We start from the raw sequence: 17,480 nt of genomic DNA on the forward strand, positions 1-17,480 counted from the left end.
AGGAGGACAATCAGCTGTGAACAACATCCGCAAGGCCTGGACGGTGGTCATTGCCGGTTTCGGCGTCAACCTCACTTTAGGATTCCTCTACTCTTGGGGAGTCATCGCTTCAACACTTTCCGACCAGCTAGGATGGAGTGCCTTTCAAACCCAAATTCCGTACATGGTGGCATCAATCCTGTTTGCCCTTTCCATGATCCCAGGGGGACGTATCCAAGACCGCAAAGGTCCCAGGATTCCACTCTGGCTCGCCAGTGCCCTGGCTGGAACGGGTTTCTTTCTGGCTTCACGTTTTTTAAGCGTTACTGGTTTAACACTCTTCTTCGGAATATTCTTTGGTCTGGCGATGGGTTTTGGGTATGCAGCGCCCACTCCTGCAGCGGTCAAATGGTTTCATCTCCAAAACCGGGGACTGATTTCTGGAATCGTAGTAAGTGGTTATGGCCTTGCTCCTATTTATATCGCACCCCTTTCTCACTTCTTACTTTCCCGTTATGGCATCGAAGGTACATTTATTATTTTCAGTCTCCTTCTTACCACTATCCTCTTTGTACTTTCGCTTCTCCTTACCAATCCTCCACCCTCTTTTTCTCCAGTACTTCTCTCTTTTGGTCGAAAAATAATTCTCCCAACCACCAGGGATTACTCTGTAACCGAGATGATGCGTACCAAAACTTTCCTGAAACTGTGGGTTCTGTTCTTTCTGGGCACTTTTTCAGGACTTTTGGTCATCGGTCAGATGTCCAAGATTGCTCAGGAAGTGGCGGGTATCGAACAGGGATTTCTTTCGGTCATGTTCTATGCCCTGGCCAATTTTCTGGGACGCCTGAGCTGGGGTTCTCTTTCTGACCGCATTGGACGAATCAAATCACTACTCATTACATTTGCCATACAAGCCGGTATCTTTTTCGTCTTCGAAAAAATGACCAATCCTACCCTACTACTCTTTGCGAAGTCTTGTGTCGGCTTTACTTTTGGTGGTATGCTGGCTCTCTTTCCAGCACTCTGTGCTGATTTCTTTGGTCTCAAAAACTTAGGGCTCAATTATGGAATCCTCTTTACAGCCTGGGGAGTCGGGGGTGTGATTGGCCCATTCATCGGAGGTTTCTCTCGCGACCTCACGGGTAGCCACACCCTAAGTTTTCTCATTTCTGGATGCGCAAGCGTTTTGGGAATCATTGTAAGCATCTTTCTCCAAAGGTCTCAGCACCCAAAACAAGTTTTTTAAGGGGAGGTGAGGGATCTGTCCTTGGCCGATTGGATAAAAAGGGTAAAGAAGAAATGGATTCTAACTGTGTTCTTGTTTACTGGAATGCTCTATGCATGGCAAAGCTTTGTTTTTGCGTCCTCTCCGATTCGGGGTGTATGGATCGATACGAAAAGCATTCCTTCAGCTCGCGAAGGTATTGCCAGTATGTTAGAGCGCCTCAAGGAAGCTCACTTCACTACAATTTTCCTGGAATCGTTTTACAATGGGAAGACTATTTACCCCTCCCAGTTTCTCGCCTCTCTGGGTTTTTCTCCGCAGATGGACGCCTTTGCTCAGTTTGGGATTGACCCTTTGCAAATCTTCCTTGAAGAGGCCCATAAAAGAGGGATCGAAGTTCATGCCTGGATGCATATCTTTTACATCAGTCGCAACGAACCAGGAGAACTCCTGAGCCACTTTCCCCACTGGGCTGTGGTCGGCAAAGATGGAAAACCGGGCTACCAGAGCGGGACGAACTTCCTCTACTGGTTATGTCCCTTAGAGAAAGAGGTACAGGATTTTTATCAGAAACTCTTAGAAGAGCTGGCTGAACGATATCCCCTTGATGGCATCCAGCTCGACTATTACCGTTTTCCAGAACCAACCCTTATCGACACCTGTTATGCTGAAAAACATCGCCGTGAATTCTTAAACCAATACGGCATTGATCCGATCAGTATTGACCCCCTCGAGGATGGAAAGCTGTACCAGGCCTGGATCCAATTTCGGGCGGATCGTTTGACCGAATTTACCCGTACCCTCACCACAAACCTTAAAAAGAAACGTCCCCAGATACGCCTTTCCTGTGCCGTGAAACCCCTGGGATTTCCCATAGGGCGGTATCCTGGATCGTTACAGGATTGGCCTCGCTGGGCCAAGGAAAACCTTTTTGATTTCCTCGCACCCATGACTTACAGTTCCCGTCCGGCAGAATTCGAGGGAATGCTTCTCTGGACCCGGACCTTCGCTCCCCGTGCGCCAATTTTGGCGGGAGTCTGGACCGTAAACCTCCCCGCCTTCACCATCCTCGAAGTAATCGAACGAGCAGAACGGTATCCCTTATTCGGGCTTTCACTCTTTGCCTGTCCTTACCTGACCAATGAAATCCTGAAAGCCTTATCCCAACGTGAACCACAAAAACACAAATCCCGGGCCATCCCTCCGGTTTCCTTTTACCGGGAAAATGTTCGTATCATCAAAGCCTTTTTCACGAAGGAACCCATTATCGTGGACGGAAAGCTGGACGAATTCACCTGGGAACAGGTGTCCTTCCAAAACCAATTTACTCTCCTTACTGGTGGTCCAAGCAAAAAGAAAACCGAAGTTGCCGTACAGTATGACGAAACCAAACTGTACTTTGCCATCCGGATGGAAAACTTTCCAGAGCGGTCACTCCGCTTTCGAAAAAGAGACGAACCGGTATTTTACGAAGACTCTGTCGAAATATATCTCGACCCCTTTGGGAACGAAGGAATTTTTTACCAGTTGGCTGTAAACGCCCACGGAGGATTTTACGATTCCTTTTCTCTTACTGGACCATCATGGAACGGAAACTGGGAAATAGGTGTGGAACGGGACGGAAGCACACTCGTTCTGGAAATCGCCATTCCTTTTGCCGAACTCAAGACCCAAAAACCACAACCAGGCACGACTTGGGGTATTAACTTTTATCGGAATGAACCACAGGATGGACTTTTCAGCGCTTTCTCACCTGTCCCAGGAGTCTACCCTGCAGCAACACTGTTGGGAAAACTACAGTTTGAAAATAACCCATAAAACACCTATGGGGAGTTACCTCTAGCGGGAAGGTAACTCCCCATAGGTGCAAGGAGGGGATTTTCGCTATTAAGATGTTTCATTCAACTTCCAGAACTTTATTATATAAAGGTTTTTTATTTTGTCAAGACTCCAATCAGAAATTTTATAAAAAATTTTGGAAATCATTCCTCCACCTCTTCTCGAGCATCCTGGAGGAGTTTTTCAAGCTGTTCCACGGTAAGGTCGAGTTGAGTTTCATTATAGCAACTCGTTTCGCCACCGTTACAAACAAAATTCCGATAGTGAACCCGAAACACACCGGGAGCAACTTCCCGAGCGTTTTCGACTACTTCTACCCAGTAAACCTTATCATCGTAGCCAAACACTTCTCGAGCACGAACGGTTTCCTTCTCTGCCAGCCAGGTAAGGTACCGGGGATAGAAATTACGGAAGGCAGCAACAATTTTTGAATTATCTCCACCCGGGATCACGGATTCCCCCGGAGGCGTTACAGTCGTGTCATTATCATGAGTGACATCCGATGAAGGCGGTAAATCTTCATCCAGAGCTTCTGGCGATGAGTCACCGACGGTACTCTCCCCCAGGAATTCAAGCATAGAACGAATACCGGCTTCAATCTCACCCAGATTGATCGCTCCCTCAAACGAGGATACTGGTACCACATCGCCATTCTGGAGGCGAACCAGGATTCGATAGGAAACAAAGAAGCGACCATTTTCTACCGGCGTCCCAGCCTGAAGAATTTCAAAAGAGTAGGTATTTTGTGCCCCGTGGGACCGATCCCAATTCTCAAGTTCTTTTGCTTTTCTTGCCAGATATCGGGAAAGAACCGCTCGATACTGAGAAAGAATCTCGTCTTCCTGGGGTTTTTGATATCCTGTGGAAAATTCGGAATCTTGAGACACTTCAGAAACTTCCACTTCCTGGGGCACGTCAGAAGTACCACTCTGGAGTTCTTTTTCTAAATACTGGATGGCTTCCTGAAAATCCTTGGGAGTTCCCTTGGTCTTATCCTCACTGAGCAAGACTTTCTCTCCAGCCTCGTTATATCCAAAGATTTTCCAACTCACCTCGTAGAGACCAGAGGCGATCTTCGCTGCTTCACCCACTTCGACAAAGAACGATTTCACTCCACTGGATCTGGCAATTTCAGCCTCGATATACTCCTTAAGGAGCTTGCGAAAAGAAGAAAAAAGTTGAGCTTCTTCTTCCGATACCGTTTCTGGCTTTAGTGAAGGAACAGGGGTAGGAGCAGTCGTAAGTTCTACTGGAGAAGGAGAGGGTAAATCCTCCGGTTGTGGGGAAGGAGAGGGCGCTACCAGACGGCGCTCAGCTTCCCGTTCTAGACGAACAAGATCTGAAGCGACACTCTGCCAGAGCGCTGCACCAACAGCAGTCTCTTCCCCGGCAAGGATCTCTCTCTGGAAACGGAGCTCCAGACTGCTCATCCAGAACTGATCGATCTGGGAACGGAGACGTCTTTCAAGTTTCTCTCCTAAAAGGTCTGCATTATACCCCTTTCGCTTGAGCAACTCCTGATACATCTTGTCCTGCACCAGGTAGTACCCATTCCATCCCATAACGGCCGATTCAAAAGCCGTATTTTTTGACTCCTCACTCGTATCTCCCCGTTTCCAGTCTATAAGGCGCATGGAACGATAACTCTGGTAAATGGATTCCTCAAACCGTGGAATAACAGCGTAATCCCGGACCACCTCGAGGCTCGTTTGATAGATTTTCACGGCGGTGAGAAAAGTCTGCAGGGGACCAGGAAGAAGCACCGATTTCAGGTTATCGACAAAACGGTCGAAAAGTTCCAACATCACATCATTATCCTGAGCCGTAGCAAAAAGATGCACCACCTTCACCGCAAAGGTTACTCGCTCTACGTTATCAAAAAGAGATGGAGCCTCATCATAGATGAGTTCCAGAGTATCCTTGGCAAGGCCTGTCAATCGGGATGCTTCCTCAATCACGTCACCCCGCGAAACCTCATCCAGGGCAAATCCATGCGACGCTACAAAAAAACAGAAAATAGACAGCAGGACTATCGCGAACCCCTTTTTCACGGTAGGATTCCTCCTTTAGGGGGCATTATCGCATTACCATCAGAGAATGTCAACGAAATAGGTGCTCAGGGCATTTCAAAACTCTCCTCTGCGTTCATTTCATGTTCAGAGTAAATCTTGCCACCAGGACTAGAAGTGAGCTTTACTCAGGCCCATATAAACGATACAATATTCCCATGATCCCGAGAGAACGCCTGAAAGAATTGAATTATAAACCCCTTCAAGAGGGGAGTTATGTCCTCTACTGGATGCAGGCAGCCCAAAGAGCGGAATGGAATCATGCTTTAGAGTACGCCATTCAAAAGGCCAATGAATTTCAGAGACCTCTCCTGGTGCTCTTTAATCTCACCGATCAATTTCCCGAAGCCAACGCCCGCCACTATCTCTTTCTCCTAGAAGGATTACAGGAAACCCAAAGAAAACTCGCTCAAAGAGGAATAAAAATGGTCACGTATTTAGGTAACCCGGTAGAAAACGTGGAGCGATTTTCTCAAAAGGCGATCCTCCTTGTTACCGACCGGGGGTATCTCCGTATCCAGAGAGAATGGCGAGAAAAAGTGGCAAAAAGGGTAAATTGTCCTTTCTGGCAAGTTGAGACGGAGGCGATCGTTCCCGTCGAAGTGGTTTCCCCACGCGAGGAATATGGAGCATACACCATCCGTCCTAAAATTAAAAAACACCTCAATCGTTATCTCACGCCGCTTCAAGAAGAAACGGCTCATCTTTCTTCCCTCTTTTTACCGGTATTCCCGGGAGAACTTAATCTCTCAGACCCCGGGCAAATCCTTAAAGGTCTACGCATTGATAAAAACATTACACTCCTACCCCGCCTTGGGGGTACAGACCGTGCCAAGGCAAAGCTTCGGGAATTTATTGCGAATCACCTTTCCGATTATCCCATCCGCCGCAACGACCCCTCTCAGGATACTCTTTCAGCAATGAGCGCATACCTCCACTTTGGGCAAATTTCGCCTCTTTTTATCGCTCAAGAAGTCATTAATGCACCCGTGCTAGAAGAAGCAAAGGAAGTATACCTCGAAGAACTCATTGTCCGAAGAGAGTTGAGCATGAATTTTGTGTTTTACAATCCCCACTATGATTCTTTTCATGGTTTACCCAGCTGGGCAAAGGAAACCTTAAGAAAACATCAGCAAGATCCCAGAAAGGACCAATACGAACTCGAAGAATTCGAAAATGCTAGAACCCACGACCCTCTCTGGAATGCTGCCCAGAAAGAACTGGTCTACACAGGAAAAATCCATGGATACGTGCGGATGTACTGGGGAAAGAAAATCATAGAATGGAGTAGCAACCCGGAGGAAGCCTTCCAAATACTGGTTTATCTCAACAATAAGTACGCACTCGACGGACGGGACCCAAATAGCTTTGCCGGCATCGCCTGGTGCTTTGGAAAGCACGACCGGGCCTTTGGAGAGCGCCCCATTTTTGGAAAAGTGCGTTATATGGGGAAGGGAGAGCTACGCAAAAAATCGATTGAGGGCGCATACATTGAACGCATAGAGAGGATGTGAAGCCCTTGAAACCAAAGATCGTCGTAAGCCGGTGTTTAGGGTTTGACCACTGCCGTTACGACGGGTCAATCATTCCCAGTCAGATTGTGGAAAGACTTCGAGAAGCGGTGGAATACATTCCTGTATGTCCAGAATTAGCCATAGGTCTGAGTGTACCACGGCAACCGGTGAGAATTGTGTCCGTCGACGGGGAACGACGGTTAATCCAGGATAAAAGTGGCGAGGACCTTACCCTGAAGATGTCTGCCTTCATCGAATCCTTTTTTGAGGGAATCGATGTCCAGGGATTCATTCTGAAAGCCAAATCCCCATCCTGTGGCGTCAGAGACGTAAAAATTTATACCTCTCAAGGCACAGTCTTTGCTCGGGGAAGCGGCTTCTTTGCCCAGGAAGCACTAACCAGATATCCCCACCTGCCTGTAGAGACCGAAAAACGATTAGAAAATGTGGCGATTTACGAACATTTTCTACAGAAAACTTTCACTCTCCATGAGTTTTCTCAGGTTAAAGAGAGCCAAAGCATGAGGAGGTTGGTTAACTTCCACACCCGATATAAACTCTTTCTTCTGGCCCATCACCAGCGAGAAACGCAACAAATGGGGAAAATCGTTGCCAACCCGGAGCAAAAGGACTTTGCAACGGTTATACGAGAATACGAAATCCATCTCCACCAGGCCTTAAAAAGAGCCATGAACCGAAAACTAACCATAAACGTCCTTCACCATGTTCTGGGGTACTTCAAGGACAGGCTTACTTCTCGAGAAAAACAACTCTTCCTCCGGCTCCTGGAGCAGTTTCGCCAGGGAACCGTTCCTCTTGCTGCACTCACCGGTATTGCACAATCCTGGACAGTGCGTTTCGAAGAAGAGTACCTCACAAAACAGGCATTCTTCAATTCCTACCCGGAAAACCTTCGACCGCAAGTTGAAAACGACGTTTTCACCCAACGAGATTACTGGGAAGGGTCGTAAAAACCCTTCCCCTTCAAATTTTTTCGAATTGGTCTTTTCCCACTCCACAAATAGGACAAACCCAGTCTTCGGGAAGTTTTTCAAAAGGTGTTCCAGGTTGCACACCTGAATCAGGGTCCCCAAAACGTTCATCGTAGATGTAGCCACAGACTTTGCATCGATATCGTCCCACCGTCTCCGTGTTTTTCCCCTTTTTCTCCTGGTAGGTTGCTGCCGTGCGAGGAACTCTACCACCTTTAACGTCACGGTAGTATCCATAGGTCATGGGAACGAGCTCTGAGTTCAAAAATTCCGTTTCCACCACTTCGCCCAGGAAAAGCACATGGGTTCCGGCATCGAGTTTGGATATTACCTTTGCTTCTACATAGGCCACCACGTGTTCACTCAATACTGGAACACCGGTTTTTCCCAGAAAATATTTCACCTGAGCAAATTTGTCGATATCTCGTCCGGTACGAAAACCAAAAAGTCCGATAAGCTGCAACGGGGTTTCTTTTTCGAGAACCGATACCGAAAAGAATCCACTCTCCTCAATGAGCGAAAGGGTCAAACTTTCTTTGTTGACACTGGCCACAACCTGGGGAGGAAAGGCGGTGACCTGGACTAAAGCGTTAATAATCAGACCGTTCATTTTGCCCTCGTATGACGATGCCACCACGTACATCCCACAGTTTAACGCAAACAGAGCTTCCAGGTTCACCGAAATCACCTCGCCTTTTTCCATTACATATCAGCTAGTTTTTTCATAACTCCTTTGGTGTTTTCGTAAAGTTCCCGGAAAATAGCGTAATACCGGTCGTAAGCTTTTTTGCGTTCTGCATCAACCTTAATCACCGGCCGGAAGGTTACCCATTCTTTGATTTGTTCCGGCCGAGAGATAATGCCCGTTCCCAAGCCCACCAGGAACGCATCGCCAAAGGGTGCTTCTACATCTTTAGAAAGGCGTTTCATGTCAAATCCAGTAATATCAGCAAAAATCTGCACCCAGAAGGAAGAGCGAGCGACACCACCCACAATCCAGCATTCTGGATTCAATTGCATTCCAGCTTTGATGGCCTCCTCCATATTATGGCGCAGAGCATAAGCGGCTGCCTCAAGCATTGCCTTATAGACGTGGGCCCTGGTATGGTACAGCGAAAGCCCCAGAATGGTCCCCCGAGCATCGGGATCCCAAATAGGCGAGCGCTCACCCATAAAGTACGGAAGAACGATCAGGCCTTCGCTTCCAGGAGGGATGTTCTGTGCCTGAAGTTCCAAAAGGGTATATGCCGGAATCTTCGTATTTTTCTCTACCTCCTTTTCATACATGCCAAATTGCTCCCGGAACCAGCGAGCCAGCGCCCCGGAAGTGGCACTTCCTCCAAAGGTGTAGATGAGCTCTATATCGTAGACCACGTAGGGGAAACTGACCAGGAAAGGCGTTAAATACTGACCCTGATGCACCGTTCCCCAGCACATGGAAGTTCCAGCCATAGCCACGTGTTCACCCATGCTCAAGACACCTGCAGCAAGCTGGGCCACCGGAGCGTCTACACCACCAGCAATAACTGGTGTTCCCTCAAGAAGACCTGTCTTCTCAGCAAATTGCCGATTGATTCTTCCTACGATATCGGAAGATTTGAAAATCGTATCGGGAAGCATCTTTCTGGGAATTCCCAGGATGTTACACATCTCATCTGACCAAGTTCGCTTCCGGATGTCAAAGACACCACCAATATTGCCCGCCGAAGAATAATCAGTCGCCAGAACCCCAGTCAAACGATGCACCACGTAATCTTTCGGAGTGACGAACTGGTAAATCTTTTCCCAGACCTCGGGCTCATTATTTCGGATCCACATCATTTTCGTGAATCCATAGTAGGAATCCACATAATTGCCGGTAACACCAAAGATGGTCTCAAGAGGCACATTATCCTTCACCCACTGGGTCTCTTTTCTTGCCCGGCGGTCCATCCAGATGAGGCAGGGCCGCAGGGGTTGTAAATCCTTGTCGACTGGCACTCCTGAACCACCATAGAGACCGCTGATGGCAATCCCAGCAATGTCTTTGGGGTTTACTTTGGACTTTTCAATACAGCAAGCCACTGTCTTTACTACAGCCTCAAGCCACACATCTGGCCACTGTTCCGCCCAGGAAGGACGAGGGGTAATGACATCGTACTCCACAAACGCATCGGCAACAAATTCCCCCTTTTCGGTAACCATGACCGTTTTGGTTCCCTGCGTTCCAATATCTGTTCCCAAAAGGTACAAAGCTGCCACCCCCTGTTTAAACTTTCCCCTATTGTATCACGCTTTATCCATTGTGGTTGATATCGGGAAGTTTCTGTGTGAGATAAAGTTCATATGCTCCGAGATCCAGGAATCCATGACCACTGCAGTTAAAAACGATGACTTTTTCTTCACCACTTGCAGCGCACTTTTTGGCTTCTTCAATCACGGCCTTCACCGCATGAGCCGTTTCCGGTGCCACCACCAATCCCTCAGTCCGAGCAAACGTTACCGCAGCCTCAAAAACCTCGTTCTGTTTGTACGCCTGAGCTTCCACAAGTCCCAGATCATAGAGAAGGCTCACGATAGGAGCCATTCCATGATAACGCAATCCTCCAGCATGAATGGCAGGAGGAATAAAGTCGTGACCCAGAGTATGCATCTTAAGAAGTGGAGTATTTTTCGCCACGTCACCATAATCGTATTCGTATCGCCCACGAAGGAGTGAAGAGCAGGCCGTGGGTTCTACGGCGATTGCCCGGAAGGTTTTTTCACCCAGGAGCTTATCGCGCATGAAAGGAAGCACTATACCACCAAAGTTACTGCCTCCACCCACACACCCAACCACGATATCCGGATAGTTCTCGCCTACCTTTTCTAACTGGAGCTTGGCTTCTTCCCCAATAACAGTCTGGTGAAGGAGCACATGATTGAGGACACTCCCCAGGCTGTACTTGGAGTGGGGGGTCGTCACCGCGTCTTCGATAGCTTCACTGATGGCGATACCAAGGCTTCCCAAAGACTGTGGATCCTTTGCCAGAATGTCTCGCCCTGCTTTGGTTCGCTCACTCGGACTGGGATATACCTCTGCTCCCCAGGTATGCATCAAAACCCGTCGGTACGGTTTCTGTTCATAGCTCACTCGTACCATGTACACGGTACACTCCAAACCAAAAAACTGACAGGCCATCGCTAAAGCTGACCCCCACTGGCCAGCTCCAGTTTCGGTGGTTAACCTTTTCGTACCATCTTCCTTGTTATAATACGCCTGGGCCACAGCGGTATTTGGCTTATGACTTCCAGCAGGGCTTGCCCCCTCGTACTTGTAATAGATACGAGCCGGTGTCTTGAGAAAAGCTTCCAGTTTTCGCGCTCGAACTAACGGTGTGGGTCTCCACAAACGATAAATATCAAGAACCTCTCCAGGGATATCAATATAACGGTTGGTGCTCACTTCCTGCTCGATAAGGCTTTTGGGAAAAATTGGTTCGAGGTCCTGAAGTTTCACCGGTTGCATGGTAGCAGGGTGAAGAGGTGGGTCAAGTGGTCGAGGTAAATCAGCAAGCACATTGTACCAAACAGTGGGCATTTCCTTTTCACTCAGAATAATTCGACCTTCTTCCATTTCTCTTTCCTCCTTTCTTATTAAGAGAGTAAAGCTCGATCATTCGTAAACGCCTTATGTCTACGAATGGTAAACTGTTCCAGCAGTTCCTGAATGGTCATTTTTTTTCTCTCTTCCCCGACCACGTCCAGAACCACTTCTCCTTCATCCATCATCAGAGTACGGTTCCCAAAAGAAAGCGCATCCTGAAGATTGTGCGTCACCATAAGAGTGGTCAAACGGCTCTCATGCACCAGTTTGGTAGTCAGTTCCATAATGACCTCCCCAGTTTTAGGATCGAGGTTGGCGGTATGTTCATCAAGGAGTAAAATTTTGGGCTGACTCAAAGTCGCCATAAGAAGAGCCAGGGCCTGCCTCTGCCCTCCGGACAGAAGTCCTACCCGATCCTTTAACCGCCTCTCCAGACCAAGACCAATTTCAGAGAGTTTTGCCCTGAACACTTCTCGCATACGTTCATTGAGTGCCATACGGATTCCCTTACTTCTCCCCTTAAGGTAGGCAATGGCCAGGTTTTCCTCAATGGTTAAGGAAGGAGCTGTCCCCTGAAAGGTATTCTGGAAAACTCGCCCCAGGTAAACCGCTCGCCGATGGGGAGGGAGATGGGTGACATCAACACCGTCAATGGCGATTTTCCCCTCATCGGGAAAATACGTACCACTGATTAAATTGAGTAGAGTCGTCTTCCCTGCTCCGTTACTCCCCACAATCGTTACGAACTCGCCATCCTGCACTTCGAGACTTAAATTTCGAATGGCCCAGCGCTCATCCGGAGAATTACGGAAGAAAAATTTATTGACCCCATTAACCCTGAGCATCATCCTGCCCTCCCCAATTTTTCCTTCAAAACCGGGAACGAAAGAATGAGGATAACCAGAATGCCCGTAAAGAGCTTCAAATCATAGGGTTTAAAGCCAATACTATACCCCCAGTTCAGCGCTATGGCCGTCGCCATACGATAAACGACCGCACCCAAGACAACCTGTAAGGTCATTACAAAAATCGTTTTTCCCCGCAAGAGCACTTCCCCCACAATGACCGAGGCAAGCCCAGAAATCACCATCCCGATACCCATGTTGACATCGACAAAACCCTGGTACTGAGCAAACATGGCTCCCGAAAGCGCCACCAAAGCGTTGGAAAGAGCAATCCCTACCAGTTTCATCCGGTTAGGGTCTATTCCCTGAGTTTCAACCAAGGTTTCATTATCACCGGTTGCTCGAATGGAAAGACCAATCTCGGTCTGCAGAAAAAAATCGACGATAACCTTCAAAAAGGTGAGGAGAAGTAATAAGAAAATGAAGCGAAGATAGACTTCAGGAACGGAAGGGAACGCATCACGCAAAATCACAAAGATAGTCCGATGTCCCAGATTTTCAGAAAGGGACACATTGGGTCTTCCCATCACTCGAAGGTTCACAGAATAAAGACAAATCATGGTGAGGATACCCGAAAGTAAGGCCGGAATCCGGGAAAATGTGTGCAAAACGCCAGTCAAAAGACCAGCCAGAGCTCCCAAAAGAAGCGCACACAATACACCCACCAGAGGCCCGTATCCTCGATACATCATCAGCGCAAAGACTGCTGCACCCAGAGGATAACTCCCATCAACGGTAAGATCTGGAAAATTGAGACAACGAAAAGTGATAAAAACCCCTAAAGCCAGGATACCAAAAAGTAAACCTTCCTGAGCACCGTAAAGGAAAAAATCCCGGATTTTTATAACCTCCCTCTATGTGGAGGAGGAGATTCCTCTCCTCCTCCACCTTTTCCTATAGAAAACTGAGTGTCACTTCTACCTCTTTAGTTTTCATGTCCTCTACAAACCGGTTTAGGATACCTTTCATCGTTTCAACGTCAAGTCCCAAATTTGCAAGAACCTTGGTATTAACCAGAAGAGTCAGTTTTTTGGCAAATTCCACCGGAATATCACCTGGTTTCTCGCCCTTTAAAATCCGAGCCACGATATCAGCGGTTTGCCGCCCATGGAGATAGTAGTCGAATCCCAACCCACACAGGGCTCCTTTTTCGACCGTGGTCGGATCGGCCAGAATTAAAGGAATCTTATTATCCAAACACACCTTGGTGACCACATCCATGGCGCTAACCACGGTATTGTCAGTAGAAACATAGATTGCATCGACTTTTCCAACCAGGGACTGCGCTGCCATAGCCACATCAGCGGTGCTTGTGACCGTTGCTTCCAGAAGCTCGAGGTCATTTTCCTGACAGGCCTCCTTGGCTAGTTCATTGGTCACCACCGAATTGACCTCACCTGAATTGTAGAGGGTCCCCACCCTTTTAGCCTTTGGGAAAAGGAATTTGATAAGGTAAATTTGTCGGTCCACCGGAGTCATATCCGAAATCCCAGTGACATTTCCCCCAGGTTTTTCCAAATCCTTCACCAGTCCAGCCGCCACCGGATCAGTCACTGCACTGAAAATAACGGGAATTTCCTTTGTGGCATTGGCTGCTGCTTGTGAAGTGGGTGTGGCAATAGAAACAATGAGGTTTACTCTTGCCGCAACAAATTTTTGTGCAATGGTGTTGGCCGTGGCTACGTCTCCCTGAGCAGACTGAGCATCATAAAAAATATTTTCGCCCTCCACATATCCGTAGACTTCCTTTAGGGCATCTTTAAGTCCATCTCGAACCGCATTCAGTGCTGGGTGGTCCACAATCTGCATAATACCAATCTTGACCTTTTCCGCTGTCCCACCTGGAGCAGCTATCCATAGCAACACTGACACAATAAGGAACACTATCCCAAGCCTTTTCATGTTCTTCGCCTCCTTTATTGTCCGAATAAAAAACCCCTCGCCCCAGGGGCGAGGGGTAAACCCGCGGTGCCACCCTTCTTGAGTTCACTACTCCACTCTTTTCCGCTATCGGGGAATCCGGTTGAGCCTACTTGGGCTTTCGACCCACTCCTCCAAGACCCATTCATTCCCACCCACAGCACCGGGCTCCCACCTTTCCCCAGCTCTCTTGCGCCTGGTATAGGAACTACTTATTCTCTTCCTCGGTTTCTCTGTATTTGACTTTAAAAATAACTATAATAATTATAGCGACAAACAAAAAGAAGTAAAGACTCCTGTGAATAAGAAACTCCACTTCCGATGGATCGAAACGCCTTTTGGAACAAGTATCGTGAGCTGGCAAAACGATAAACTGGTTTCTTTCACGTTACCGAGAAAGAAACGAGAAACCGCACTTTTGCATTTTACCCAGCAGTGCCGGTTCCTTTCAGTATTCCCCCACGAAGAAAAAAATGACCCTTTCAAACTTGAAGAACCCATCCAGAAGTACTTCGAGGGCCAGATTGTCTCATTCTTGCCGTACCCTTTTTTGCTGGACTTCTACCCCCCCTTCACCAGAAAAGTCCTTGAAGAAACTGCACTCATTCCTTACGGAACCACCAGAACCTACGGGGAAATTGCTCGTGCTGTCGGCACTCCCCGCGCCTGTCGTGCCGTCGGACAATCCTTGGATAAAAACCTTTTACCTCTTTTCATTCCCTGTCACAGAGTAATTGCTCAAAACTCCCTAGGGGGATTCGGAGAAGGACTCCACATGAAAGTCCTTCTCCTCTCTATCGAGCTCTAAAACTTCACTTCGCACTTTAGCAACTAAGGAACTTTCAAGAAAAACACTCATTCTTTTGTAGAGAAAAAACGTCATGGCTCCATTAATAGTACCTTTTAAAAGATTAAATGGAATAATAGCTGGAAGAAGCATTCCCCATACCACACTTCTTGGTACCCCGAGGTAAATCGGTGTCACCACCAGATTGGCAAAAACCATGATCGTCGTCATTACAAGAGGCGCTACGATTAAACCCAAAACAGCTCCCTGAGCTGTCTTCTGTTTTCTATAGAGCCATCCTGCCAGAAAGACGTAACTCCCGGTAGCCAGAAAATGCATGAGAACTCCCCATGGACCGCCCTCTCCCGTAATCACCGCAAAAAGCGTGGCCACCACAGCCGTCAACATCACTCCCAACCCCGGGCCAAACTTGAAACTGGCTATAAGAATCGGCACATCTCCCGGATCATAGAGCAAAAAGGGAGCTTGGGGAATCAGTGGAAAATGGACCAAAAGACTCAAAACCAGCGATAACCCTCCCAGCATTCCTGCATAGATAAAACGTTTCTCCTTCATTGCACCATCATTCTCCTTTCGCTCCTCTTCAGGACAAAAAGGCCCTGAAAGCTTACGCCTTCAGGGCCTTAATAACCACTCTCACTTCTTCTCCCTTCCGGACTGTACCGTCGGCTCCGGACTCTCACCGGATCAACAATCCTAAAAGATTGCTCGCGGGCTTGGAGTTTACGCTCCTTACCGCCGGTCGGGAATTTCACCCTGCCCTGAAGAAGTATTATTTCAACTCACAGGAATTGTAAAAGAGGGAGGAAAAATTGTCAACAGTCAGAGAGTCAATTTCAACCCATTATCACCGCAGTTCCCTTATTTTCTAAATGGAATTCCCACACGCCCCTATTCACAGGCTGGAAAAACAAAGGCTTGAAAAAAGAAGGCACCCCTTCTCTTGGTTAAGCCAGAACATCTGAGCCTCAGTTCTCCCAACTTCTAGATCGTTTCTCCTTCGTATGGCCGAGCGAAAATAAAAAGGCTCAACTTGAGCCGAAATCCAAAGTCGATGACCATCAAATCAAGCCAAATTCATCATTCTGGTAATAAGGTGACGTCCTCCATATCGATGAAAATCGTAGGAACACACTCTGGAACATCACAAGAAATTTCCACCACCTTCCCCAAAACCTCCAGGCGAACACAGCGGGTAAAGTGAGCCTCGTAATACCCATTGAGCATTTCCCGCAAGGTTTCAGTCCCAGTCGGGAACTCCAGTGGCACGGTGAGATTGCTTTGTCGGAGCAATACATCGCAATCCCTGGGATACACCGCATTAGGAATTGTAGGACAGGTAAAATCAAGGCATCCAATAATTCGAACTCGTTCACCCACATGGGAAGGTAAATCAACCACGGTAACAAAGGGAACTTCTCCTTGGTGTTCGCACCCTGATGCCACCGCCGTCAATACAAGTGAAATGAATACTACAAGTATCCCGCTTGACCAGCGCATTGTCTCACCCCCCTTTGAAAAATTATAACGCAAAAGGAAAACAACTTTTACTACCAAGATGACTGACAGATTCTGAAAAAATCTTACGTAAAAAGTTTCTCCTCTTACTTTTATGTATCTTACAAAAACCCCTACAGAAGCACTGAATGACTTTGTTTCCGCCACACCTCTATGGGAATCACAGGGTCCTCCACTCTACTATGGCACAACTCACCTCCTTTTACCGTCGTTAAAATTTACAGAACCTGCTTCTTGGTCTCTGCCATTTCTCCACATCGACCATTTAGAACCATCATGTTCAAGTCTTACAAACATCCTTCAACGCAAAAAATCAGCTATGAAAGTGCGTCTTTAGAAGTACACTCGATTGGACAGCACCCGAATCATTTGGCCACCAAGACGACCTTCCAAAATAACCTCCATCCACCGAATATAAACCCAGAGATTGCCAATAGACACCACGTCCCTCACCGAACGGACTTCGCCAGAGTAGAATGGACGACTATCGAAGGAAACGGTCATCTTTTCCGAGTACTCCACACAATCTCCACCCCATTCACATATTTGCGCCTTGAGTTCAACGCTTTGGGGATAAAAAGTTGACGAAGAATAATTAGCCACCGTAAACTCAATCAGGGCTGTGTAAATGGTGCGATCCAAAACCCGAAAAGTCACCACCACTCCACTCGAACTAGAGGGGATCGTAGCTCCACAACCACTCAAAAGCAACGCTACAATTAACAACACGCTGACCAGCCAATAATTTTTCATGCTGTTTACCCCCTTTTTTATGTACCCCATTATTTTTATGTACCCCATTATAAAAAAGAAGAGTGTCAGAAGCGGGCACCGACAGAAGAAACAAAGATTTTGAGGAAAAACTTTTCCGGCAGGAATAATGTTTTCTTGACTCCGGTTTGAAACGAAAAATAACACAAGGAAAGGAGTAAACCCTATGCCTACTTACGAATACCGTTGTAGCGATTGTGGACATACCATGGAAGTGCGGGCTTCAATTGCAGAAAGGGAAAAAAGGGCTTAATCTCAATCGTCCACAATGTGGAAGCACCAATGTAAAACAGGTCTTAAGCGGATTCCTTTTGGGATGTTCCCTAAAAAACAGTAATCCCAAAAGCCATGGCGGGGGTTTTCCTGCTGTTC

At 47.5% G+C, this 17,480-nt stretch carries 15 protein-coding genes, 1 riboswitch and 1 other annotated feature; of the genes, 5 read left to right on the forward strand and 10 right to left on the reverse strand.

What is annotated here, in order from left to right:
• Nucleotides 1–16 precede the first annotated feature (16 nt).
• On the forward strand, nt 17–1,228 hold the full coding sequence (locus tag ABDK92_00095) for an OFA family MFS transporter (protein MEN3185024.1): 1,212 nt from the start codon (nt 17–19) through the stop codon (nt 1,226–1,228).
• A 21-nt stretch (nt 1,229–1,249) separates the two neighbouring features.
• Entirely contained in the window at nt 1,250–3,025 is a 1,776-nt protein-coding gene (locus ABDK92_00100; GenBank protein ID MEN3185025.1) for a family 10 glycosylhydrolase, read from the forward strand.
• Nucleotides 3,026–3,189: 164 nt separating this feature from the next.
• Here ABDK92_00100 and ABDK92_00105 read toward each other — a convergent pair whose 3' ends face one another.
• Entirely contained in the window at nt 3,190–5,097 is a 1,908-nt protein-coding gene (locus ABDK92_00105; protein MEN3185026.1) for a hypothetical protein, read from the reverse strand.
• Nucleotides 5,098–5,273: 176 nt separating this feature from the next.
• Between ABDK92_00105 and ABDK92_00110 the strand changes: the two genes are divergently transcribed.
• Both ABDK92_00110 and ABDK92_00115 read left to right on the forward strand, forming a co-directional pair.
• The gene (locus ABDK92_00110; GenBank protein MEN3185027.1) at nt 5,274–6,629 is read left to right on the forward strand and encodes a deoxyribodipyrimidine photo-lyase; all 1,356 of its coding nucleotides are present in this window, start codon (nt 5,274–5,276) and stop codon (nt 6,627–6,629) included.
• Between the two features lie 5 nt (nt 6,630–6,634).
• Nucleotides 6,635–7,600 carry a DUF523 and DUF1722 domain-containing protein gene (locus ABDK92_00115; protein ID MEN3185028.1) on the forward strand — a complete coding sequence of 322 codons (966 nt, stop codon included), beginning with the start codon at nt 6,635–6,637 and terminating at the stop codon, nt 7,598–7,600.
• 13 nt (nt 7,601–7,613) lie between these two features.
• Here the strand turns inward: ABDK92_00115 and rd are convergent, their stop codons facing one another.
• From rd to ABDK92_00145, 6 genes are read right to left on the reverse strand one after another with little or no spacing between them, the layout of a single operon-like run.
• Nucleotides 7,614–8,300 carry a rubredoxin gene (rd, locus tag ABDK92_00120; GenBank protein ID MEN3185029.1) on the reverse strand — a complete coding sequence of 229 codons (687 nt, stop codon included), beginning with the start codon at nt 8,298–8,300 and terminating at the stop codon, nt 7,614–7,616.
• Nucleotides 8,301–8,323: 23 nt separating this feature from the next.
• On the reverse strand, nt 8,324–9,853 hold the full coding sequence (locus ABDK92_00125; protein MEN3185030.1) for an FGGY-family carbohydrate kinase: 1,530 nt from the start codon (nt 9,851–9,853) through the stop codon (nt 8,324–8,326).
• Nucleotides 9,854–9,896: 43 nt separating this feature from the next.
• A complete protein-coding gene (locus tag ABDK92_00130) occupies nt 9,897–11,216 on the reverse strand; it encodes a TrpB-like pyridoxal phosphate-dependent enzyme (GenBank protein MEN3185031.1) in 1,320 nt (439 codons plus the stop codon).
• Between the two features lie 20 nt (nt 11,217–11,236).
• Complete coding sequence (locus ABDK92_00135) at nt 11,237–12,031, reverse strand: ABC transporter ATP-binding protein (GenBank protein MEN3185032.1); 795 nt, start codon at nt 12,029–12,031, stop codon at nt 11,237–11,239.
• Nucleotides 12,031–12,936, reverse strand: a complete 906-nt coding sequence (locus tag ABDK92_00140) for an ABC transporter permease (GenBank protein MEN3185033.1) — start codon at nt 12,934–12,936, stop codon at nt 12,031–12,033. Before ABDK92_00140 ends, ABDK92_00135 begins: the two co-directional genes overlap by 1 nt.
• A 49-nt stretch (nt 12,937–12,985) precedes the next feature.
• On the reverse strand, nt 12,986–13,993 hold the full coding sequence (locus ABDK92_00145; protein ID MEN3185034.1) for an ABC transporter substrate-binding protein: 1,008 nt from the start codon (nt 13,991–13,993) through the stop codon (nt 12,986–12,988).
• Nucleotides 13,994–14,034: 41 nt separating this feature from the next.
• Nucleotides 14,035–14,245, reverse strand: a binding site (T-box leader).
• 64 nt (nt 14,246–14,309) lie between these two features.
• Between ABDK92_00145 and ABDK92_00150 the strand changes: the two genes are divergently transcribed.
• On the forward strand, nt 14,310–14,819 hold the full coding sequence (locus ABDK92_00150) for a methylated-DNA--[protein]-cysteine S-methyltransferase (GenBank protein MEN3185035.1): 510 nt from the start codon (nt 14,310–14,312) through the stop codon (nt 14,817–14,819).
• On the opposite strand, the gene ABDK92_00155 is transcribed toward ABDK92_00150, so the two are convergent.
• The 3 genes from ABDK92_00155 to ABDK92_00165 form a co-directional block, all read right to left on the reverse strand.
• Complete coding sequence (locus ABDK92_00155) at nt 14,760–15,374, reverse strand: ECF transporter S component (protein ID MEN3185036.1); 615 nt, start codon at nt 15,372–15,374, stop codon at nt 14,760–14,762. The two genes, ABDK92_00150 and ABDK92_00155, sit on opposite strands and share 60 nt — an antisense overlap.
• Nucleotides 15,375–15,455: 81 nt before the next feature.
• Nucleotides 15,456–15,592, reverse strand: a riboswitch (FMN riboswitch).
• Between the two features lie 307 nt (nt 15,593–15,899).
• Nucleotides 15,900–16,319, reverse strand: a complete 420-nt coding sequence (locus tag ABDK92_00160; GenBank protein ID MEN3185037.1) for a hypothetical protein — start codon at nt 16,317–16,319, stop codon at nt 15,900–15,902.
• A gap of 351 nt (nt 16,320–16,670) precedes the next feature.
• Nucleotides 16,671–17,090: a hypothetical protein gene (locus ABDK92_00165; protein MEN3185038.1), complete on the reverse strand. Its 420-nt coding sequence runs from the start codon at nt 17,088–17,090 to the stop codon at nt 16,671–16,673.
• Nucleotides 17,091–17,480: the final 390 nt, after the last annotated feature.

This window comes from Atribacterota bacterium, from assembly GCA_039638595.1.
Taxonomy (GTDB): domain Bacteria; phylum Atribacterota; class Atribacteria; order Atribacterales; family Caldatribacteriaceae; genus Profundicultor; species Profundicultor thermophilus.